At 62.1% G+C, this 21,181-nt stretch carries 17 protein-coding genes; 6 read left to right on the top strand and 11 right to left on the bottom strand.

The genetic code is table 11. The annotated features are described in order from the left end of the window. Positions 1-1,134, top strand: a 1,134-nt coding sequence (locus BKY26_RS18030; RefSeq protein WP_071691767.1) for a TIGR03862 family flavoprotein, incomplete at its 5' end; no start/stop codon positions are given. Between the two features lie 186 nt (positions 1,135-1,320). Here BKY26_RS18030 and BKY26_RS18025 read toward each other — a convergent pair. Then, on the bottom strand, positions 1,321-1,911 hold the full coding sequence (locus BKY26_RS18025) for a glutathione S-transferase family protein (protein WP_071691765.1): 591 nt from the start codon (positions 1,909-1,911) through the stop codon (positions 1,321-1,323). 374 nt (positions 1,912-2,285) lie between these two features. Between BKY26_RS18025 and BKY26_RS18020 the strand changes: the two genes are divergently transcribed. After that, positions 2,286-3,002, top strand: coding sequence for a hypothetical protein (locus BKY26_RS18020; RefSeq protein WP_342715019.1), 717 nt, complete (start codon positions 2,286-2,288; stop codon positions 3,000-3,002). Between the two features lie 9 nt (positions 3,003-3,011). Here BKY26_RS18020 and holA read toward each other — a convergent pair whose 3' ends face one another. The 4 genes from holA to BKY26_RS18000 form a co-directional block, all read right to left on the bottom strand. After that, entirely contained in the window at positions 3,012-4,043 is a 1,032-nt protein-coding gene (gene holA / locus BKY26_RS18015) for a DNA polymerase III subunit delta (protein WP_071691763.1), read from the bottom strand. Beyond that, positions 4,040-4,531, bottom strand: a complete 492-nt coding sequence (lptE, locus tag BKY26_RS18010) for an LPS assembly lipoprotein LptE (RefSeq protein ID WP_071691762.1) — start codon at positions 4,529-4,531, stop codon at positions 4,040-4,042. The genes holA and lptE overlap by 4 nt, the downstream gene beginning before the upstream one ends. Further along, the gene (leuS, locus tag BKY26_RS18005; protein ID WP_071691761.1) at positions 4,518-7,076 is read right to left on the bottom strand and encodes a leucine--tRNA ligase; all 2,559 of its coding nucleotides are present in this window, start codon (positions 7,074-7,076) and stop codon (positions 4,518-4,520) included. The genes lptE and leuS overlap by 14 nt, the downstream gene beginning before the upstream one ends. 80 nt (positions 7,077-7,156) lie before the next feature. After that, positions 7,157-7,651 carry a DUF3576 domain-containing protein gene (locus BKY26_RS18000; protein WP_071691760.1) on the bottom strand — a complete coding sequence of 165 codons (495 nt, stop codon included), beginning with the start codon at positions 7,649-7,651 and terminating at the stop codon, positions 7,157-7,159. A gap of 267 nt (positions 7,652-7,918) precedes the next feature. Here BKY26_RS18000 and BKY26_RS17995 point away from each other — a divergent pair, with 267 nt between their 5' ends. Together BKY26_RS17995 and BKY26_RS17990 are read left to right on the top strand one after the other, a co-directional pair. Next, positions 7,919-8,938, top strand: coding sequence for a porin (locus tag BKY26_RS17995; RefSeq protein ID WP_071691759.1), 1,020 nt, complete (start codon positions 7,919-7,921; stop codon positions 8,936-8,938). Positions 8,939-9,013: 75 nt separating this feature from the next. Next, entirely contained in the window at positions 9,014-9,667 is a 654-nt protein-coding gene (locus tag BKY26_RS17990) for a YggS family pyridoxal phosphate-dependent enzyme (protein ID WP_071691758.1), read from the top strand. A 182-nt stretch (positions 9,668-9,849) separates the two neighbouring features. On the opposite strand, the gene BKY26_RS17985 is transcribed toward BKY26_RS17990, so the two are convergent. Together BKY26_RS17985 and ribA are read right to left on the bottom strand one after the other, a co-directional pair. After that, positions 9,850-10,344 carry a L,D-transpeptidase family protein gene (locus BKY26_RS17985; RefSeq protein ID WP_071691757.1) on the bottom strand — a complete coding sequence of 165 codons (495 nt, stop codon included), beginning with the start codon at positions 10,342-10,344 and terminating at the stop codon, positions 9,850-9,852. Next, positions 10,341-11,426: a GTP cyclohydrolase II gene (gene ribA / locus BKY26_RS17980; protein ID WP_071691766.1), complete on the bottom strand. Its 1,086-nt coding sequence runs from the start codon at positions 11,424-11,426 to the stop codon at positions 10,341-10,343. The genes BKY26_RS17985 and ribA overlap by 4 nt, the downstream gene beginning before the upstream one ends. Positions 11,427-11,593: 167 nt before the next feature. Between ribA and BKY26_RS17975 the strand changes: the two genes are divergently transcribed. Next, complete coding sequence (locus BKY26_RS17975; protein ID WP_071691756.1) at positions 11,594-12,280, top strand: response regulator transcription factor; 687 nt, start codon at positions 11,594-11,596, stop codon at positions 12,278-12,280. A gap of 417 nt (positions 12,281-12,697) precedes the next feature. Next, positions 12,698-15,352 (top strand): FG-GAP-like repeat-containing protein, encoded by a 2,655-nt coding sequence (locus tag BKY26_RS17970; protein WP_158514363.1) that lies wholly within the window; start codon positions 12,698-12,700, stop codon positions 15,350-15,352. Positions 15,353-15,372: 20 nt separating this feature from the next. Here the strand turns inward: BKY26_RS17970 and BKY26_RS17965 are convergent, their stop codons facing one another. From BKY26_RS17965 to BKY26_RS17950, 4 genes are read right to left on the bottom strand one after another with little or no spacing between them, the layout of a single operon-like run. Next, positions 15,373-16,101: a sulfotransferase gene (locus BKY26_RS17965; RefSeq protein ID WP_071691754.1), complete on the bottom strand. Its 729-nt coding sequence runs from the start codon at positions 16,099-16,101 to the stop codon at positions 15,373-15,375. Continuing rightward, the gene (locus BKY26_RS17960) at positions 16,098-16,874 is read right to left on the bottom strand and encodes an FkbM family methyltransferase (protein WP_071691753.1); all 777 of its coding nucleotides are present in this window, start codon (positions 16,872-16,874) and stop codon (positions 16,098-16,100) included. The genes BKY26_RS17965 and BKY26_RS17960 overlap by 4 nt, the downstream gene beginning before the upstream one ends. Next, a complete protein-coding gene (locus BKY26_RS17955) occupies positions 16,861-19,512 on the bottom strand; it encodes a glycosyltransferase (protein ID WP_071691752.1) in 2,652 nt (883 codons plus the stop codon). Before BKY26_RS17955 ends, BKY26_RS17960 begins: the two co-directional genes overlap by 14 nt. 4 nt (positions 19,513-19,516) lie before the next feature. Then, entirely contained in the window at positions 19,517-20,977 is a 1,461-nt protein-coding gene (locus BKY26_RS17950; RefSeq protein WP_071691751.1) for a DUF6212 domain-containing protein, read from the bottom strand. Between the last annotated feature and the right edge of the window lie 204 nt (positions 20,978-21,181).

The following is a 21,181-nucleotide window of genomic DNA, read 5'->3' as shown; positions in this document are numbered from 1 at the left end:
CCAGCCGGTCTGATGGCCGCCGAGGCCATGACGCGTGCCGGGCGCTCCGTGGTGATTGTCGAGGCTAAGCCCTCGGCCGGGCGCAAGTTGCTGATGGCAGGCAAATCGGGGTTGAACCTGACAAAGGACGAGCCATGCGCGCGGTTCCTCGCGGCTTATGGCGAGGCTGAAGACTGGCTGAAGCCGATGTTGCAGGAATTCGGCCCAACAGATGTGAAGGCCTGGGCCGAGGGGCTGGGGCAACCGGTGTTCACGGGTTCATCGGGTCGGGTGTTTCCAAAGGTGATGAAGGCGTCGCCCTTGCTGCGGGCCTGGCTTGGGCGGATTGGGGCAGAGATGCGGCTGCGCTGGCGCTGGACTGGATTCGAGGGGTCTGCGCTGCGCTTCGACACGCCGCAAGGGCAGCGGCTGGTGCAGGCAGAGGTGACTGTACTGGCGCTTGGGGGCGGATCCTGGGCGCGGCTCGGGTCGGATGCGGCCTGGGTGCCGTGGTTGCAGGATATCGGCGTTGAGGTGGCCCCGATCATTCCGGCGAATATGGGGTTTCGGGTGACCTGGTCACCGCATATGGCGCGCTGGTTCGGGGCCCCTGTGAAAGGCTGTTTGCTGACCGCCGGGAACCGGGACGTGAGGGCGGAGTTCGTGGTGTCCGAACGTGGGGTCGAGGGCGGTGGCATTTATGCGCTTTATCGCGAGTTGCGCGATGGGGCGGGGCTGGTGCTGGACCTGTTCCCAGATCAGACACTTGAGGATCTGGCCGCGCGCCTTGCCCGCCCGCGCGGGAAGGCGAGTCTGTCCAACCATCTGCGCAAGCTTCTGGGATTGGAGGGCGTGCGCATGGCCCTGGTGAATGAGGTCGCGCGACCTTTGCCGGAGGGTGCGGCACTTGCGGCAAAGCTGAAGGCGCTGAATCTGCCGCTGGCGGGGCCGAGGCCGCTGGATGAGGCGATTTCCACGGGCGGAGGCGTGATGCGGGCGGCGGTCTCGGACGGGCTGATGCTGCGGGCGCGGCCCGGCACATTCGTGGCCGGCGAGATGCTGGACTGGGAGGCCCCGACCGGCGGGTATCTGCTGACGGGTTGCCTTGCCACCGGGCTATGGGCCGGGAAGCATGCGGGGGCGTGGCGCGGCTGATTGCGCCCCGGACGGGGCCGGGTCGCGGCGGGGGCGGTCCTCGTCAAGCCCCTCCGGGGCCCTCCTCGAACCGCGTTGCCACGGAAGGCGGTGCCGACCGTTCTGGACACTCCACGATTCACTTGGGGCGCGGTAGGAACGCCTCCGGCGGGAGTATTTGGGCCAAGAAGAAGGAGCAGGCGCGCGTCAGGCGGCCGCGGCCTTCTTGTAGGCGGGGCGGTCGAACATCATCGCGCCGAAGGCATGGATGCGGTCATCGATGATGGGAAATTTCGCGCCCACGGCCCATCGGAGGCAATGGGCCAGCAGGATATCGGCGATGGTCATGGTTTCACCCATCAGGAAAGACCCGGTTTCGGACATGCGTGGCAGCAGGCGGCGCTGGCTTTGCTCGAATTCCCATTTGAGGCTGTCCTTGATCGCAGGCAGGCGGTGTTCTTCGGGCAGGACAAAGCTGTGACGAGCGGCCATCCAGAGGATCTGGTCGAACTCTTCGTTGATGAAGTGGGTCAGTGCGTCCTGATGGGCGCGGTCAATGGTGCCGGGCGCGAAGGTCAGGGCCGCGTGGCGGTCTGCCAGATAGGTCATGATCGCCAGCGAATCAGTGATCGGGACACCGTCGGCGATGAGGACCGGCACTTTGCCCGCCGGGTTCACGGCGACGACGGAGGGATCGCGTGGCGGGGCCTGCACATGGTCATAGGCGAGCCCAAGTTCCTCCAGCACCCAGAGAACGCGCAGGGTGCGGGTCTGGGTCTTGCCGATCACTTTGTACATGCTGTGCCTCCTGTTGCATCGGCGCAGTCTGGCGCGTGAGAGCGGGGGCGTCCAGAGGCCGTGCGCTTGTCGATCTGTTTGTGCTAGGCTTATGTGGACGCCGATCAGACAGGAGACGTCCGATGCACCGCCGGTCAAGGCACCTATTGTTCGCAGTCGGGATTGCTTTGGCCTTGGTGAAGCCCTCGCAGGCGCAAACGACGGATATTCCACCTTGGTTGCAGCAGCATGTGGGACAAGGGGAAGGGCAGATCGCCCTGGTGGTGCTGCAGAGGGCGCGAGATCTGTACCGGGAGCAGGTGCGCGAGGCGGGTATATCCAACCCCTGTTACCTCGCGATGGATGCAACACGCCCCAGCACGTCGTCCAGCGGAATGCCGGGGCAACGGTTCTACATCATCTGCGAGGAGGAGGAGTCGTTTCGCGCGGTGTCGTCGGGCTACGGAAGCGGGCGGGATCTGCCGCAGGCCAATTTCCGTAACGGGCGGGAATGCGCGCGGCATTTCAGCAATGCGGAAGGGTCCAACCTGACCATGGGCGGGGCCTATGTGACGGCGGAGACCCGGACCTCATTCAAGGGGTATTTCAGCGATTCCGACGACAGAGTGCCGTTCGAGCGGACCTTTCTGCTGTTCGATGGCATGGGCGAAACCGACAACGCGCGGGAGCGGGAAATCGGCGGCCATGTCGCGATGTTCCTGCGGTGGCAATGCCGTCACAGCGACCCGGAAAGCCCCTTCGCGGATGACGAAGGCTATGTCCCCTTCGGGCAGTTGATCAACTATGATGGCGGGCGCAGCAATGGCTGCACGACATGGTCGGAAGAGGTGGCGGAGGATATCATTGCGCTGGTCGAGGGGAATCCGACGACGCTGTACATCTACCCGGAATCTGGCGATATCAATGCGGTGGCGGATGCGGTGACCGATCAGCTTAGCCTGTCTGATGCGGGGCTGTATTGGAACGCCACCTGCCTGGAACAGATTGAAACGCCGAGGTTCTGGACGCGGGAAACCCTGCGTCCGATCATCGACGAATGGCGGGAGTCTCTGCCGGACCAACCGCCCCTTGAGCTGCCGATCTGTCGCTGACCGTTTGTCCTATCGCATCCGTGACGCTACCGTCGCCAGCCGGATCAGCACCCGTTCCAGCAGCGCATCCTGCGGGGCGTGCTGGCTGGATCGCAGGGTGAGATCCAGCTCGATCAGGGCCTGAAGGGCCTGTTCCAGCCGGTCCGATCCCCACATGCCGGCCTGCCGGATCATCTTGTCGCGGCGCGGGCCGAAGATGGGGGGGCGCAATGCCCCGACACCGGCGGACACCCCGCCGGGATGAATGGTGGCGGCATGCAGCGTTCGGAAATGGCGCAAGGCCATGATGGTCAGGGTCACGGGGGCCACGCCCTGACCGGTCAGTTTCTGCATGAGCGCCCCGATCTGGGCGACCTGGCCTTCGGCGGCGGCATTGATGATATCGTCCATCCCGGCCTCGATGGTGGCGGGAGCGCAGGCAGACACATCGGCCACGCTGACCGGGGTGGGGTCACCAATCTTGTAGAGCGCCAGTTTTTCAACTGTCTGGCGGAAGTCGCCGGGATCCAGTTGGGTGGCCAATGCGGTGAGCTGCGCAGAAGCATCGCGGTCAAGCTGGGTGACGCCGGATTTGGCCAGCGTCTCCTCGATCTCGGCGCGGCTTGGCGGGTCGTCATAGATGCCCACGCAATAGGCGCGCTTGTGGCCTTCGAACAGCTTGCGCAGGGCCGACTTGGCGGGCAGGGCGCGCGGCGCGGTGACAATGATTTGCGCATCGCCCGGTTGCCAGTCCTTGAGCGCTTCCGCAATCACCGGGGCAAGCCCGTCGGCGGCGTCCTCCACAAAGGCCACGCGCGGACCGGGAAAGAAGCCGACAGCCTTCACCGCATCCAGCAACAGGGCCTTTTCGCTGCGCAACTCACTGGCGGAGATCCGGCTCAGGCGCATCTCCTCCTCCGCGCCGGGGCCAAGCAGTTTGGCAATCACATCCTGCCGCTTGATGGCCACGCGCATCGCATCGGCCCCGAAGATCAGCAGGCCCGCGGCGGATTGGTCGGGATTGGCGAAATAGGCGCTGGCGTCGCGGGCCGAAAGCTTCATGACCAGCGAAGCGAGGAGGCCAGCAGCCGCGACATGACCTGATCGGCCAGCGCGATCATCAGCCGATCCTGCGCGTCGCGGCGGGCAGCGGTGGTCGCGACCGAGGTCGAGGTGGTGGAATAGGCCGTGAAGGTCGAAACCGAATCAGCCAGCAACTGCGCATCCGTCGCGGTTTCGGTCAGGGTAAACCGGACGGTGCCCGCGATATTGATACGGGTGATGTCATTGGTGCCGGTGATGGCCAGATCGGTTTCCGAAGTCTCGATGATGTAGTCGAGCCGGTAGGTCTCGGCCTGAGGCAGGCCAAGCCGTTCCTCCAGTCGTGCGACCAGCTGAAACCCGAGCCGCGTGTCCGGGGCGGCAACCAGCACCTGCCCGCGCAGGGCCTGACCCGCCCCGCCCGGCGCATAGACCGGGGCAAAGCCGCAGCCCGCAAGCGGGGCCACGGCCAGAAGAGTCAGAAAATGGCGGCGGTCAGATGACGACATTGACGATACGGCCCGGAACGACGATCAGTTTCTTGGGCTGACCACCGGCCAGCGCCTTGACCACAGCGTCGTCTGCCAGCGCGATCTTTTCAACCTCTTCCTTCGCCATATCCTTGGCGACGGTGATTTCCGAGCGGCGCTTACCATTGATCTGGATCGGCAGCGTGACGGTGTTTTCCACCAGCATCGCTTCATCCGCTACCGGCCAGGCGGCCTCGGCCAGCAGGCCCTCGCCACCCTGATGGGCCCAGATGTCTTCGGCAAGATGCGGGGTCATGGGCGACATCAGCTGCGCCAGAGTCATGATCGCCTGCTTCTGCGCTGCCGCGCCTGCCTTGGATTTGGCCAGCGTGTTGGTGAAGGCGTAGAGCCGGGCAATCGCCGCGTTGAAGCCGAAGCTTTCGATGCCAAGCGTCACGTCACGGATGGCCTTGTGCATCTCGCGCAGAAGATCCTCGTCACCTTCGCCTTTTGCGGCAGGGTCCATCGCGGCGATGCGGTCGCACAGGCTCCAGACCCGGCCCAGATGCCGGTGCGCGGCCTCTGCCCCGGCGGCGGTCCATTCCACGTCGCGTTCGGGCGGGGAATCGGACAGCACGAACCAGCGCGCGGTGTCGGCGCCGTAGGACGCGATGATGTTCATCGGGTCGACGACGTTGTTCTTGGACTTCGACATCTTGGCGGAGGGGATGATCTCTACCTCGGTGCCGTCATCAAGGAACCCCTTGCCATCGCGCATCTCTACCGCTTCCGGGTAGTGATACACGGGGCGGCCATTGGCGTCGCGGGTCTGGAAAATCGCGTGGGTCACCATCCCTTGCGTGAACAGCGCATCGAACGGCTCCTTCGATTTCTCCGGCAGATGGCCGCAGATATGCATCGCGCGGGCGAAGAACCGCGAATAGAGCAGGTGCAGAATCGCGTGCTCGATGCCGCCGATATACTGGTCGACATTCATCCAGTACTCGGCCTCGGCCATGTCCGTGGGCGTCGTGGCGCGCGGCGCGGTGAAGCGGGCGAAGTACCAGGACGAATCGACGAACGTATCCATCGTGTCGGTTTCACGCCGGGCAGGCGCACCACAGGACGGGCAGGCGCAGTCGCGCCAGGTCGGGTGACGGTCCAGCGGGTTGCCGGGAATGTCGAAGCTGACATCCTCGGGCAGTTCGATGGGCAGGTTTTCCTTCTTCTCGGGCACCACGCCGCAGGCATCACAATGCACGACGGGAATCGGGCAGCCCCAGTAGCGCTGGCGGGACAGGCCCCAATCGCGCAGGCGGAACTTGGTGACACCGGTTCCAAGCCCCTTGGCCTCCATCCAGTCGATGGTGGCGTCGATGGCCTCCTGACCCGTTGCCTCATCCAGCCCGGCGAAATGGTCGATCCACTTCACTTTCTCGGTCTTTGGCGGCACGAAGGCCTCGGACTCGACCGGCTTGGGGTCATCCAGAGCCACGAAAGTATCAATCACCGGCAGGTCATACTTGCGGCAGAAATCAAGGTCGCGCTGGTCATGGGCCGGGCAGGCGAAGATCGCGCCGGTGCCGTAATCCATCAGGATGAAGTTGGCGACCCAGACGGGAATCTCCCAGTCCGGATTCAACGGGTGGCGCACGCGCAGGCCTGTGTCAGCCCCCAGTTTCTCCGCCTTTTCAATGGCTTCTTCCGTGGTGCCGCCCTTGCGCATCTCGGCCACCTTGGCGGCGAGATCGGGGTTCTCGGCCTCCAGCGCCTTGGTCAGCGGGTGGTCGGGGGAGATGCCCAGGAAGGACGCGCCCATCAGCGTGTCAGGGCGGGTGGTATAGACCTCCAGCGTGTCGATGCCGTACGCAGGCTCAGTCAGCGCCCACGAGAATTGCAGGCCGCGCGATTTGCCGATCCAGTTTTCCTGCATCAGCCGTACCTTGGCGGGCCAGTCATCCAGCGTATCCAGCGCGTCCAGCAATTCGCCCGACATGTCAGAGATTTTGAAGAACCACTGGGTCAGCTCGCGCCGTTCCACCAGCGCGCCAGACCGCCAGCCGCGCCCGTCTTCGACCTGTTCATTGGCCAGAACCGTCATGTCGACCGGATCCCAGTTCACGATGGCGTTCTTGCGGTAGACAAGCCCTTTTTCGAGAAAATCCAGGAACAGCGCCTGCTGCTGACCGTAATATTCCGGGTCGCAGGTGGCGAACATCCGGCTCCAGTCGATGCCGAAGCCAAGGGGCTTCATCTGCTCGACCATCGTGTCGATATTCTCATAGGTCCAGGTCTTGGGGTGGCCACCCGAGGCCATGGCGGCGTTCTCCGCAGGCATCCCGAACGCGTCGAACCCCATGGGGTGCAGCACGTTATGACCCGTGGATTTCTTGTAGCGCGCGATGACGTCGCCCATGGTGTAGTTGCGCACATGGCCGATATGGATGCGGCCCGACGGGTAGGGGAACATCTCCAGCACGTAGTATTTCGGCTTCGACTCATCGCGCTTGGCGAGGAACGTGCCGGACTTTTCCCAGGCGGATTGCCATTTCGGTTCGATCACACTGGGGTCGTAGCGGGCCATGTGCTGTCCTTGTCGTCTGTCATACGAAAACGCCGGGCACGAGGGCCCGGCGTGTGTTTAGAAGCCTTGCGGGGCAGAATCTAGAGGTCACCTTCGCGGATACGGATCTGACGCGCGCGGGTCAGAATCGCATCTTCCACGGCGCGCTGCGTTTCCCGGCTGACAGGGCCACCACGCGATTGCAGGGCCACGCGCAGGCTGCGGGCATCAAGCGCAGGGTCGGTCACATAGACCGTCGCGCGATAGGCGCGGCCACCGCCGGGCGGGGTGCCGTAGCCGAAGACGATGACGCCAGAGAACGGATCAGCGGCCTCGATCGGCATGAAGTCGAGAATCTCAAGCGAGGCATTCCACAGGTAGCGGTTCACCTCTACGGTCACATTGGGATCGTCGTTATTGGAAAACAGATCCCAGATCGTGTTTCGCGACGGATCTGGAAGCGCACCGCCTTCAATGAGTTGTGCACGGGTTTCTGCGCTCATCTCATTGTCCATCCCGCCGAAACGACCGCCGCAGGCCGTCAGCGCCGAAAGCGCAAGCAATATCGCCAAGATTTTGCCCAAACGTCCGATCATGATACGCTCCCGTCCCGTTCCATTCCGGTTTACAGCCTTAAAACCGCTTGGCCCTTGGTATCGCAGGGCCAATAGCGCGGCAAGTGTCTTAAAAGGCGCGTAAGCAGGTGACCCGTTGGGCTACTGTGACATGTCTGCACCATCACCGGGGCAAGATGCCTTATCCGCGACGCGCTTTCTTGCAATCAGACCGCCGAAAGTTGAGAGAGAGGCATACCCAACGCGGATTCCCCGGTTGGGGAGATTTTATCTAACGAGGGAAAAACCATGAAAAAGGTTCTCTTCGCAACGACTGCACTCGTCGCCACCGCGGGCGTCGCATCTGCAGAAGTCGCAGTTTCCGGCTACGCCGAAATGGGTCTGGTTGGCGGCGACATGATGGAAACCCAGTTCCATCAGGACATCGACGTCACCTTCACCCTGACCGGCACCACCGACAACGGCCTGACCTTCGGCGCCGCCATCGACCTGGACGAAGCTGAAAACATCGGCACCGACCGTGGCGGCAATGGCGACGAAGCAACTGCTGACTGTGACGTGTTCCACGCACCCGAGCGCTGCTCCGACGACAACGCCGACAACGACGGCTTTGCAGTCTTCATCTCCGGCAACTTCGGCACCGTCACCATGGGTGACACCGATGGCGCTCTGGACTGGGCCCTGACCGAAGCCGGCAACATCGGCAACCCCGGCTCGATCGCTGACGATGAAACCGCACACGGCGGTTACCTCGGTTCTTACGGCGACGGTTCCTCCGACGGCCAGGTTCTGCGTTACGACTACTCCTTCGGTGATTTCGCATTCGCGATCTCGATGGAGCAGGACACCGTTGGTGGCACCTCCTCCGGTGGTACCGTTGACGCGGGCGACACCGGCGGCAACATGGCCCTTGGTCTGCGTTACTCCACCTCCGCAGGTGGTGTGGATCTGAGCCTCGGCCTCGGCTACCAGTCGACCGACTTCGGCACCGCAAACGACCAGACCATCATCGGTGCATCGGTTGTTGCTTCCTTCGCAGGCGGCTTCTCCGCAGGCATCCAGTACAGCGACTGGTCCGACGTGGGCGGCGCTGCCGGTGTGGACAACTCGCACCTGGGCATCGGCATCGGCTACTCGATGGACGCCATCTCGCTGCACGCCAACTACGGCGAGTACGACTCCGGCGCATCGGGCTTCGGCCTCGCGGCAGCTTACGACCTGGGTGGCGGCGCTGGCCTGCACCTCGGCTACGGCTCGACCGACGGTGGCGCAGACACCTGGTCCTTCGGCCTGGCAATGTCCTTCTAATCCAACCGGATTATTTGGTAGGGAAGAGCGGGCTTTGTGCCCGCTCTTTTCTTTTGTGCAGAAGGATCGTCACAGATGTCACTTTCCGAAATCTCCGGGGCCATCACACGGGCAGAAGCTGCCGCAGGGCGCGCGCGCGGGTCTGTTCGCCTGATTGCCGTGTCCAAGGTGCAACCGCTGGATCGGGTCGAGGCGGTGCTGGAAGAGGGGCATCGTTTGTTCGGGGAAAATCGAGTGCAGGAAGCCGCCGGGAAATGGCCCGCGTTCCGGGACCGTTTCGAGGGCATCGACCTGCATCTGATCGGCCCTTTGCAAAGCAACAAGGCGCGCCAGGCGATGGAGCTGTTCGACGCGATCCACACGCTTGACCGACCAAAGCTGGCCACGACACTGGCCCGGCTGGCGCAGGAGCTGGGACATTGCCCGGATCTGATGATCCAGGTGAACACGGGTGAAGAACCGCAGAAGGCGGGCGTCCTGCCCGGCGACGCGGATGCGTTCATTGCGGAGGCGCGGGCGCTGGACCTTCCGGTAAAGGGCCTGATGTGCATCCCGCCGGTCGACGAGGAACCGGCGCTGCACTTCGCCCTGCTTGCAAAGATCGCAGAGCGGAACGGGCTGGCAGAGCTGTCCATGGGCATGAGCGCGGATTTCGAGACGGCGATTGCGCTTGGCGCGACCTATGTGCGGGTGGGGTCGGCGATCTTCGGGGACCGGGTGCCCGGCTGAGAGCGGTTTCGCCGCCTGTCGGCGTCGACCGGGGGGCGACCCTCGTCAGGCTCGTCCGGAGCCCTCCTCGGGTCGCATTGCCATGGACATTCGGCCCCGGGCGGTCTGCGGTGTCGCCGGGGGGGGGCGGTTTTGGGGTCAAGATGCCTCCGGCGGAGGTATTTTTGCCAAGATGAAAGGGCTTAGTCCACGATCAGGCGGCTGCCTTGTGTCAGCTTCCGGGTGAGCCAGAGGAGGTGGCCCGGCGCCATGGCGATGCAGCCCTCGGTGGGGTGGCCCGGCTTGCGCCAGCGATGCAGGAAGATGGCGGAACCGCACCCAGGTTTTGCGACAGGCCAGTTCCAGTCCGTCAACAGGATGAGATCGTAGAGGCGGTCGGCGCGCGACAGCCGTTCGTGGCTGCCGCAATAGGGCGCGCGGACTTGCAGGTTGTAGTCCGGGCAAACCGGGTCGTCGGACCACAGGTCGCCCGGCCCGATCGGCCATGCCCAGCCAACCGGACGCGCCATGCGGTCGGGCCGGTAGAGGCAGCCCACGATCCTGTGGATGCCGCGTGGGGTCGCGCCATCGCCTTCGCGTTTGTCCGACCGTATGCCGCCCTTGCCGATGGAGCAGGGAATCACGCGGCCCTGAAAGCGTAGCCCCATCGGGGTCAGGACCATATCCTGCGGGGTCACAGCAGGTGGCCCGATTTCTTCGCCTTCACGTCAAGGTAGTGGGCGTTGTGTCGGTTCGTCGGGGTGATCAGGGGAACCCGTTCGGCCACCATTATTCCTTCGTGTTCCATCATCGCCACCTTGCGGGGGTTGTTGGTCATCAGTCGCACGGCGGAAAAGCCCATGCGGCGCAGGATATCGGCACCGAGGCGGAAGTCGCGCTCATCATCTTCGAAGCCGAGCCGGTGGTTTGCCTCGACCGTATCGAAGCCCTGATCCTGCAGGGAATAGGCGCGCATCTTGTTGGCGAGCCCTATCCCGCGCCCTTCCTGATTGAGGTAGAGAAGCACGCCCGCCCCTGCCGTTCCCATCTCTGCCAGGGCGGTTCGCAGTTGCGGGCCACAGTCGCATTTCAGAGAGCCGAGCACATCGCCGGTGAAGCAGGCGGAATGCAGCCGGGCCAGAACCGGGGCATCACGGTCGGGGCGGCCGATCTCGATTGCGTAGTGCTCGGTCCCGCCATTGTCGGGGCGGAAGATATGCAGGCGACCGGCGTCAGCTGCCTCGATCGGCAAGCGGGCGGCTGCAACGGGGTTGAGGGCGTGGTGGCGCAGCAGGTCCTGATGTGTGGCGTCTGGATGCAGGCGGGTCAGATGATGATCGGCGGCGAATGCCTTTGCATTGGCGACCGGCACGATGATCGCCGCGGGCAGAAGCTGCGCGGATTTGATCAGGGCAATGGCGAGGCGATGAAGCCCTGCCACCCCCTCGCGCCGGGTCAACAGCGGGCCTTTCATCGGCACACGCAAATCGTCGGCGGGATCGGCAATTGCCCGCACCCAGGATGCGGTCGCGTCGACGGGGACCACAACGCGCGCCAGATCGCCATCATAGGCCCTTGCCTTCAGCGTTTCCGCGCGCCGGTCGGTGATTGCGAGGTCCAGCTCGCCAAAGATCCGGATCGCCGAAAGCCGGGCATCGGTCAGTGTTTCTGCCGCCAGCAAGGCAATGCCATCGCCGTCCCCCAGAACGACAGGCAAGCCGACGCGCAGATCGGCGCGGGCGCGGGCGGCAAGCTCGGACGGGGTGGGCAGAAGCGGCATCGCATGGTCCTGAACGACGGGTATCTTCCCCATGTAGACTGCCCTGTAGCGTTTTGAAACATTTGCTCGCTGTCTGACACGGCTGCGTGAGAAGTTTTTCGATGCACTTGTCAGACAGGTGATTGCACGACATGTGCAGAGAAGAACAAGCAACGGGAGCCACCAAAATGGCCAATCTCAAGAAAATCCTGCTGGTGGATGATGACGAGGATCTGCGCGAGGCATTGGCCGAACAGCTGATCATGACCGAAGATTTCGACGTGTTCGAGGCTGGCAACGGGTCCGAAGGCCTGCAAAAGGCCAAGGAAGCGATATATGATCTGGTGATCCTGGACGTGGGTCTGCCCGACACCGATGGTCGCGAACTGTGCCGCCTGATGCGCAAGCAGGGCGTGAAATGCCCGGTTCTGATGCTGACTGGCCATGACAGCGATGCCGATACCATCCTTGGCCTTGATGCGGGGGCGAATGACTACGTCACGAAGCCCTTCAAGTTTCCGGTGCTTCTGGCCCGCATTCGCGCGCAGCTGCGCCAGCATGAACAATCGGAAGATGCCGTGTTCCAGCTTGGGCCGTATACTTTCAAGCCCGCCATGAAGATGCTGGAAACCGAGGATATGAAGAAAATCCGGCTGACCGAGAAGGAAACGAATATCCTCAAGTATCTTTATCGCGCCCAGGATGGTGTGGTGGCGCGTGATGTGCTGCTGCACGAGGTCTGGGGCTACAACGCCGGGGTGACCACCCATACGCTGGAAACGCATATCTACCGCCTGCGCCAGAAGATCGAGCCCGACCCCTCGAATGCGCGGATTTTGGTCACAGAAAGTGGCGGATATCGTCTTTTGGCGTGAAATAACCGCTAAATGTTGACTAATTGATTTAATCAACCGATAGTTGACAGAAGGTGAACAACACCTACCTCCCTGTTGGACTGGCCCGGCCGAGCGCCGGGCTTTTTTCGTCCGGTGGGCAAGACGCGCATTGATCGGCGGGCCTACCAGTGCGGAATGAGGCAATTTGATTGTTTCCTTCCTTGAAACGCATTGCTTCGACGATCTGGCCGACATTTTTCAAAAGAAGCGGTTAATCTTTTTCGAGGCAATGAAAACGCCGTCTTAACCATCGCATGAGTACCTCTGTTGTCATCGTCCGTATTGTTCCGGGCGGAAGAGGGATCGTTCTTGGGGCTGCGCTCTGCTGCGACATGGCTGTCGCCCGGGGCGCAGGTCGTCACGATGGTTGCCTTCCGGCCCGAAAGAGGAATTGCCATGCCGCCCCTTGAACCGACCTTTCCGCTCGGCGATGTCGAAGACATTTCCGGCAGCTTCGAGTTGCAGGTGGTCGCCCGCTTTGACGATCTGACCGGCGGGTATTGGCAACGGTTGATTGATATCGGGTCCGGGGCGGGTGGCAATAACATCCTGCTAACGCAGGTCGAGAATACCGGCGACATCATGTTCGCCCTCTATCAGGACGGCACCACCTATTCGGTGATCGCACCGGGCGCGATCCTTGAGGGGGAAACCGCCACCTGGACCGTTGGAATAGATCAGGACGGCCTGATGTGGCTTGACCGGGACGGTGTGCGGTTGGGGCAGACACAGGCGGTTGTGCCGGATGACAGCCTGCGCCCGAATGAACTGTTGGGCCAATCCAACTGGGCGGACGATTCGCCCTTGATCGGGGCAATCCTCGGGGTCGACATCACCAATGCAGGCGATGTGGTGGATGGCGGTCGCCTCAACATCCCCGAGGACATCAATGGGGCCTTCCAGGTCGATGCCGTGGTTCGGTTCGACGATCTGCGGGCTGGTGAGGATCAGACGGTGTTCACCTACGGCAATGCCGATAACGGATCGGCAATACGATTGTTCCGGGTCGCGGACAGCAACGATATCCGTTTCGAGATCGTGGAGGCCGGGCAACTCTACAGTGTCACGGCCCCAGACGCGATTTCAGAAGGCGCATGGGCCATGTGGTCCGTGGGGACCGATACAGATGGCACGATCTGGATCGAGAGAGACTCCGTCCGCCTGGTGGACGCAGCGGGGACAGTCCCGACCGGCTTTCTTGCAGAGGATGCGACGATCGGTGCCATGGGTTCTGCCGGGGGTGGTAGACTGAATGGGGTGGTTCTGGATCTGACGGTATCCACGCCACTGGATGGCACGGGTGGCGCTGACCCGGTTGATCCGGTCATGGGAGTCGGAGACATGATCTTCGTCGCGCATCAGGATGACGATCTGCTGTTCATGAACCCGACCATAGACCGGCTGATCGACGGGCCCGATCCGGTCAGCGTTGTCTATCTGACGGCGGGTGATGCCGGGCAGGACGAAGGGTATTGGGCCGCAAGGGAAGAGGGTGAACGCGCGGCCTATGGGCAGATGGCCGGGGCGAATGATTGGGTGGACGAAACCGTTACCCTGACTGTCGGCAATAGCCAGTTCGAGGTCGCGAGTTCCTACCTTGCCAGCCAGCCCGATATTCGGCTCTATTTCCTGCGCCTTCCCGATGGATTCAGCCAGGGCGAAGGGTCAGAGGTCAACAATTTCGAAAGCCTGGAACAGCTTTGGGACGGAGATATCGCGACGATCACGGCGGTGGACGGAAGCGCGACTTACACGCACGCGGACCTTGTCGGGCTGTTGTCGGCGCTTCTCGATCAGCATCAGCCCGATCACATACACCTTCAGGATCACACGACTGACTATGCGGATATCGAGCATTCCGACCACCTGCACTCCGCCGAATTTGTCACAGCGGCGCTTAACAGCTACGCAGGAGATCTGACCGTCACCGGCTATGTGGGCTATGCAAGCTGGGGGCTGGACGAAAACCTGACGGCCGACGAAGAGGCACTGGTTCGGGAATTCTTCGCCCAGTATTCCGCCTTTGACCCGAATGTGTTGGGCAGCGACGGGGCTTTTCTGGAGGCCTACGAGGAATGGGTCCAGCGGGAATACATCGCCTATGAATACACGCTGTCCGGCACAGGCGGCGGAGGACCTTCGGGGGTCACCAACTCTTTGTCAGACCTCACGGGCGATGGCACCGACGACATCCTGTGGCGGAACGGCACGACGGGACAGTACGGCATGTTCGACATGTCGGGCGGCACGCCAACGTGGAGCGTTCTGGGTCAGGAGACCCCGGTCTGGCAGATCTCGTTTGTGGGCGATTTCGACGGCGATGGCACGGACGATATCCTCTGGCGCAATGAGACGACCGGTGGGACGGGCATGTTCGCCATGGGCTCTGGCATCCCGGTCTGGAACGGGCTCGGCACCGCCGGGTCGGAATGGCAGATCATGGGCGTTGGCGACTTCAACGGCGACGGCACCGACGACATCCTCTGGCAGAACAGCACCACCGGCGGTGTGGGCATGTTCGCCATGTCCGGCGGCTCGTCCAGCTGGCAGGGGATCGGCGGCTCCTCGGCGCCGTGGGAAATCGTGGCGACCGGCGATATCACCGGCGACGGCATCGACGACATCATCTGGCGGAACGCCACGACCGGGCAGGTCGGCCAGTTCGAGATGTCCTCCTCCGGCACCCCGACCTGGAGCGCGGTGGCCAATGCCTCGACCGATTGGCGGCTGGTTGGGACCGGCGATTTCGACGGCGACGGCACGGACGACCTTCTGTGGCGGCACGAGGCGTCCGGCGCGGTTGGCATGTACGCCATGGGCTCCGGCAGCCCGGTCTGGCAGGGCCTCGGTCAGGCGAGCTTCGACTGGGATATCGTGGGTGTGGGCGACTACAATGGCGACGGCACGGACGATATCCTATGGCGCAACGTCAATACCGGCACGGTCGGCATGTACGACATGGATGGCGGCACCCCAAGCTGGCAGACCATCGGCCAGGCCGGGCTGGATTGGGACGTCGAGGGGCAGTTCGTGGACGAATTCGTGTTCTGAACAGTGCGCGAGCGAAGCCGCTACTCGGTGACCCACCCGGGTTGTCCGAGACTGTTCAGTTCCGCCCGGATTGCCGCGTGATCCGATTGCTGGAAGCGCGCCAGAATGTCGGTGCCATGTAGGCGGCGTTTTTGCGGATCAAGCGGCTGTCTTTGAACCCCAAGGAAATCCTGAACGCCATCGAACCCGTCTTGCACCAGGCTCGAAAAGGAAATGCCCAGCGTGGGACCGGTTGCCTGACTGCGATAATAGGCAAATGTCTCGGTTTGGAATGCGATGAACTTTCGGAAAGCCCTGGCATCGAAGACCAGCGGTGCGGATTCCAGCTTCTTGCCGCCTGAGTCTGCGCTGAGGTTCCAGATGCCTGTCTGGTGGGCCAACAGAGTTGAGGAATACTGAGACAGCTTGTTGCGACGTTCGAGGATGATCTTCGACACTGACCCATCGGCAAGAAGCCGTGCGCATTCGTCGGGCTCCTGAATGCGCCACATCTTGAATCCGACGGCTGTCGCTCCGGGCTGATCAAACACCCGGTCGAGAAACGTCGCCTTTTCCGCGCGCAGTTTGAGCAACGTGTCATTGCTCCACTCCGCCATGGTGCCCCGGAAATGCCACGCCGGGTCCGGATGGAACACTTCGCCATGGCATGTGATCTCGGGGTGGCTGTTTAGCGTTTCGGTCAACAGAGAGGTTCCCGACCGGGCCTCGCTGAGAATGACGAAGCGGGTACAATCCGTCGAACGTGTCACGCCGTTTTCTCCAGGCTGGCTTGTGTCGTGGCGTGGAAATCGATCCAGCCATGGGCAAGCATTCCATCCTTGAGTTGCAATTTCCGGAACATCTGGAACCGGTCGAGGCACTCTTCCGCATCGATCCATTTCTCGGGCGGCAGTTCCTTCCCGAATAGCCCGCTCATATGGCCGTTGAACTTTGCATCTGCAAACTGCCCTTCTCGCGCGGGTTCCACCGGGCGGACCATGTTGTGCAGCGCCTGGTTTACAATCTGGAACCGGTCATAGCCCGCCGCGCGCAGAAAGCAGATGGTATCTGCCGACATGGCCTCTACCGAAACGAAATCCGGGCGTCGTGCGTCGGTTGCCAACTGTTGGGTAAACAGGTCGTCAACGCCTTCCATGTCACACTTGATGTAGCGCGGCACACCATAGCGGTCGAAGAGACCCGCCAATGTCACGGTCTGAACCTGTATCTCCTCTGATTCATGGCCGCCTTTTTCGGCCCATCCCTTCTTGACGCTGCTCCAGTCGTCCTTGACCGGATTGACGTGAAAAGCGATCTGGTGATCCTCTGTGTCCCAGAAGGCGCGGTTCACGATCGCAAGGCGACCGTCGGCCACTTCGGTTGAAAACCTCTCCTGCGCGCGCTTGCACATTTCAGGGTTCGCTTCCAGCGCAACAACCGAAAAGCCCTTGCGAAGATAGAAATCGGTATCAAGAGCCCAGTGCATGCCGAGGTCGTAGATCAGATCCGAACGGGGCTCGTGGCTTTTGCTAGGTGTCGTCATTTCTATCATCCTTCAAGGGATCTGCCGGCACGGACGGTGTTGGCTGTTCCAACGCGTCAGAGAGCGCCTGTGTCGCCGTCTGCCATGTACGAGAAAGCATGTCTTCAAAACCGGAAGCCGACATGGCGCGCAAACGGTCGCGATCGCCGGACAGAAGCTCAAGCGCATCAAGCGCCGGGGTAATATCTTCGCTGTCGGGAAACAGAATGCCAGTCTTGCCGTCTTGCACTACCTCTGAGATGGCGCCGACATCCGTCGATATAACCACAGCGCCAGAACGCATGGCCTCCAGCACCGTCAGCGGCAATCCCTCGTAGCGGGACAGCATCACAACGACGTCCGCCCAGTCATAGGCGGCGGCAAGATCCGCGGGATCGGACAGCGGGGCTTCTGGCGAGATGGCAAGGTTGCCACCTGGCAGGCTTCTGCTGTCCCCCATGACCGAACTGCCAATGACACGCCAGTCCACCGTCAAGCGACGGGACTTGCTGGCGCGGATCAATGCGTCCAGTCGGTCGACGCCTTTCTGACGGTCCAGCCGACCGATGAAAAGCGCCCTGAGCGGTTGGTCCGCAGCGCGGTCACGACGACGGGTCAGGGCATCGGCTGCCTGAATGGAATCCGGCAGGTCAAAGCCTGGAGCATTCGGAACGGTCACGATCTTCTGACGCGGAACGCCCATGCCGCGCAACCAGCTGGCCATCGCTTCGGAGCAAGGGGCAAACAGATCAAAGGCGTGCTCATAAGCAAGACCCACATGCGTGTTCCCGGTGGGGCGGCCAAAGCGGGTCAGGTCATGTACATGCAACGAGTTCACGGTGCGGACACCCAGTCGCCGAAGCTGCCCCATTGTCCCGGCCACCGCGCCACCATGGAAGTTGATCACGCAGTCGAGCCAGTGAAGCATGCTGAGGACTTTGTCGTGATTACCCGACACGGCCCAGTCTGATATCGGGCTGCCCAGGAAATTCTGCGGCCCGTCCCCACCAAGACGGAAGTCGGGGTCGGACAGGAACCCCACGCTATCGAATGCGTCCTGCCAGTCGGGCAGGATCTTGATCGACCCGGTATCAAGCAGCATGGCATGAGTAGACCAGCCGCGCGCCCGCATCGCTTTGGCGATATTGTAGGCGACCCGTTCGACGCCCGCGAATTCCGCCATTGGCAGCAGGAAACCCATGTTGCGCGATGTATCTCGTGTGACACGCGGATATACTGGCTGACCCGAAAACCGCTTTCGGGGAATCCTGTATTCGAGATTGCGCATCGTCGCGCCGTTGCTGCGCCACTGCCACTCCTGCCCAAGCGCTGCGCGGTAGGGTGATGCGCGCAAAGAGTGGATCAGCTGGACAAGGCTGCTGGTCGCGTCGCGGTGCAAGCGGTCCGTGTCGGCGACGGAGGCGGGAAGAAACAGCTCGCTCTGGGCAATCTTGGGCTTGGGATGGGCACTGAGAACCGTGTCAATCCAGTCGGAAACCGTATCGCGCAGCACCTCGGTAAGCAATTTCGGGGAAATGGCGGCAACCGCGGCTTGGCGAATTCGGCTCTTGTCCTCGGTAGCCGATATATCAGCTATTTCAACGCGTCCCGGTGTGCCCTGGGAAATATGAAGCCCGGCAACATGCGCGGATTCCAATTGGCCTTCCAGCTTCCACAAGGCCCAGTGCAAAAGACCTGCCGACCTGAGGCAGGCCAGAACTGCACTGTGCATGACCACGGTGAAGGGGGGTGCCGAGTTTGCACCGGGAAGAACCTGAGCTTGCCATACCTGCCGGATATGAGTTTCGACATCCACAACGCGCAAAGAGCCGTCATCCGGATCTACACAATGCAGCAATTCGGCCCGGTCGGGCATGTAGATCGCGTATCGCGGTGCCTCGTCGGCTTCCAGGCGCACCAGCTCACGCGGCGCAAACAACAGCTTGTGCTTCTGCGCCATATCCCCCTGCAACTGGGCCGCTTCGCGGTCGGCCTCCATCAGCATGCTTTCGGGGCGCTTCCGGTAACGGAAGCCAAAGTCCTCCAGGTACTTTCCCCGGAACCCGGAGCGCGCTGCCGACAGGAAGAAATCCCAATCCTCCCAGCCGAGCCGAAAGCTCTGATCGAAGAATACCCCTTCTTCGAAGACCTTTCGCCTGACAAGACTGCCCGCCTCGCAGATGTTGATGGTCGAGTGTTGAAGAAGTGAATAGGGCCCGCTGTAATCCCATGCGCTGGGAAGGCCGAACATATCGATGCTGGGATATATCCAATCGGCGTCCGGGTCCGCGTCAAGCGTGGCCATGGCCCGTGCTATCGCCTGCGGTCGCAGCCGGTTGTCGGCGTCGAGGAAATAGATCGCATCGACCGAGGGGTACCGGTCCAGTACTGTACGAATTCCATGGTTGCGCGCGCTGGCGAGCCCGCCATTCGGTTTGCGAAGATAAATCACGCGATGCGGATAGGCTCGGGCATAGGCCAGCCCGACCTCTTCCGTTTCGGGGTAGGGGCACCCATCGTTGACCAGTGCCACAAGGAACGGAAAGGGCGCTTCCTGTGCGAGGGCTGATTCCAGCGCCTCGGTCACCAGGCCGGAGTGGCGGAACACCGGAATGACGATCGCAACCCTCGGTGCAGCCGGTTCTGCTACGTCTCGCATCCTGCTAGAACCTGTCGCGGCACAGGGTGACAGACGAGAAAGCCGCCCAGGCCCAGCTTGGTGGCAACTGGTGGTCTGCCATGCGGGTGATCAGATAGAGATCCATCGCCGAGCCCGCCGGTTCTTGCAGCAGCAGATGGATATGGCCTTTCTGGCCAGCAGATAGCCGGTACCATTCGGATTTTTGCGCACCGGGCGAGTCCAGCAAACTGTTCAGGGAGGGCGCCAACGCACTGCGTCTCCGGATAAAGGCACGCTTGTTGCCGGCAGGATCAATGCGTGCGGCGGTCGGAGCAACTGCGATCGCGTACTCGATATCAGCACCTTGTTCGGACAGGCTGTGAATGCTGGCCGTGACCTCATTCACCCCTGCACCAACCGCATCGCAAAGCAATGCTGCTGCCAGATCACCCTGAACCGGATGGACCTGCAGAACATTCTGCTCTTCGAGATACTTCGTGTCGGTGTTGTCCGGGTTGAGATTTCGGGCAGCCCTGAGCGCCGCTTCTGCCAATACCTTGACCCCCGCGCCATCGCTGGAATGGGGAGGGGTGCAACCGGGAATGTAAGTCCAAATTTGCAGGGCAAGTACCCGGTCCTCATTCTCAGATGGCTTGGATTCGGACCCTTCGCGGAGCTGAAGGCAATAGCGCGGGTCCGGATGCCGCAGTGACCAATCAAGCTCCAGCGGTGCGGTGCCCGTCCATTCGAGGCGCAGTTGAAGCGTGGTATTGTCAGGTCCAAGTGCGACCTCCAGCGGCAATCGCAACCAGCCGGCGCTCAGATCGCCTTGACCGATGGACCATTCGGCAAGCGTCTCGCCTTTTTCCAGTGCGTGAAGCCCAATCCGGAGCTGGCCGCCCGAACCGGCTGGGGCCCGCGCGACGTGCAAGCCAATATCAGAGATCCCGCTGCTTTCACCTGGCAGGCGCTGATGCAGAACCGCACCCGCTGGCAAGGTCACCGGCTTCGTGTTCGAGGCCGGGGCAAGGTCGCGGCGCAGCTGCCTGTGATCGAGCTCTGCCTCCTGGACAAAACCTTCCAGCAATCCGAACGCGTTGCTCAATTCTTCGAAATCTGCCCTGAGATGCGCCATGTCGCGCAGCAGCTCGACCTGGCGTTGCGCGGCCCTGAGCCGTTCCTGCAGCAATATATCGACGATCTGGCTCAGCACCTTGGCCTGTCTCTGGTCGGGATGCGTGTCGCTCAGGTCGATCAGAAGCAAGGGTTCCGCCCCCAGTTCCGTGACGAACCGGGCGCAAAAGGTTTCCGCCTGCCGCAGGCCATCGGGCGAGGCCGCCAGAATGCAGAGCGCGTTCTGCTGAAGATCGGAGAGAGGCACTTCGGATGCTGAATGCCAATCGGTGACACGCCCCTGCATGTCGCACCGCAATAGCGGATACCCGAAATCGAAGACCTGATCGAAGTCGTCACCCGGATCAGCAATGACGATGGCATTTTCCATGAGGTGAGCAACGACTTTCTTGTTTCCCGCTTCCTTCTAGAGAAATCTATTGCTACCAACAAGGCTCAAGGGGACAGGAAAATACGTCTCTGCTGTCAGATAGATCAGAACACGAACTCGTCCACGAACTGCCCTTCGACGTCCCAGACGAGGCCAGCCTGGCCGATGGTTTGCCAGCTTGGCCCGCCATCCATGTCGTACATG

Origin of the sequence: Nioella sediminis (assembly GCF_001879695.1) — a bacterium.
In the GTDB taxonomy this organism is placed as follows: Bacteria; Pseudomonadota; Alphaproteobacteria; order Rhodobacterales; family Rhodobacteraceae; genus Nioella; species Nioella sediminis.
The sequence above is the reverse complement of the archived record's forward strand: the minus strand, read 5'-3'. Positions and strand labels throughout refer to the sequence as shown.

Coding starts and splice junctions, on each gene's coding strand:
- BKY26_RS18025 (WP_071691765.1), bottom strand. CDS start 1,911: ATGTACAAAGTGATCGGCAAGACCCAGACCCGCACCCTGCGCGTTCTC.
- BKY26_RS18020 (WP_342715019.1), top strand. CDS start 2,286: ATGCCGGGGCAACGGTTCTACATCATCTGCGAGGAGGAGGAGTCGTTT.
- holA (WP_071691763.1), bottom strand. CDS start 4,043: ATGAAGCTTTCGGCCCGCGACGCCAGCGCCTATTTCGCCAATCCCGAC.
- lptE (WP_071691762.1), bottom strand. CDS start 4,531: ATGTCGTCATCTGACCGCCGCCATTTTCTGACTCTTCTGGCCGTGGCC.
- leuS (WP_071691761.1), bottom strand. CDS start 7,076: ATGGCCCGCTACGACCCCAGTGTGATCGAACCGAAATGGCAATCCGCC.
- BKY26_RS18000 (WP_071691760.1), bottom strand. CDS start 7,651: ATGATCGGACGTTTGGGCAAAATCTTGGCGATATTGCTTGCGCTTTCG.
- BKY26_RS17995 (WP_071691759.1), top strand. CDS start 7,919: ATGAAAAAGGTTCTCTTCGCAACGACTGCACTCGTCGCCACCGCGGGC.
- BKY26_RS17990 (WP_071691758.1), top strand. CDS start 9,014: ATGTCACTTTCCGAAATCTCCGGGGCCATCACACGGGCAGAAGCTGCC.
- ribA (WP_071691766.1), bottom strand. CDS start 11,426: ATGCCGCTTCTGCCCACCCCGTCCGAGCTTGCCGCCCGCGCCCGCGCC.
- BKY26_RS17975 (WP_071691756.1), top strand. CDS start 11,594: ATGGCCAATCTCAAGAAAATCCTGCTGGTGGATGATGACGAGGATCTG.
- BKY26_RS17970 (WP_158514363.1), top strand. CDS start 12,698: ATGCCGCCCCTTGAACCGACCTTTCCGCTCGGCGATGTCGAAGACATT.
- BKY26_RS17960 (WP_071691753.1), bottom strand. CDS start 16,874: ATGACGACACCTAGCAAAAGCCACGAGCCCCGTTCGGATCTGATCTAC.
- BKY26_RS17955 (WP_071691752.1), bottom strand. CDS start 19,512: ATGCGAGACGTAGCAGAACCGGCTGCACCGAGGGTTGCGATCGTCATT.
- BKY26_RS17950 (WP_071691751.1), bottom strand. CDS start 20,977: ATGGAAAATGCCATCGTCATTGCTGATCCGGGTGACGACTTCGATCAG.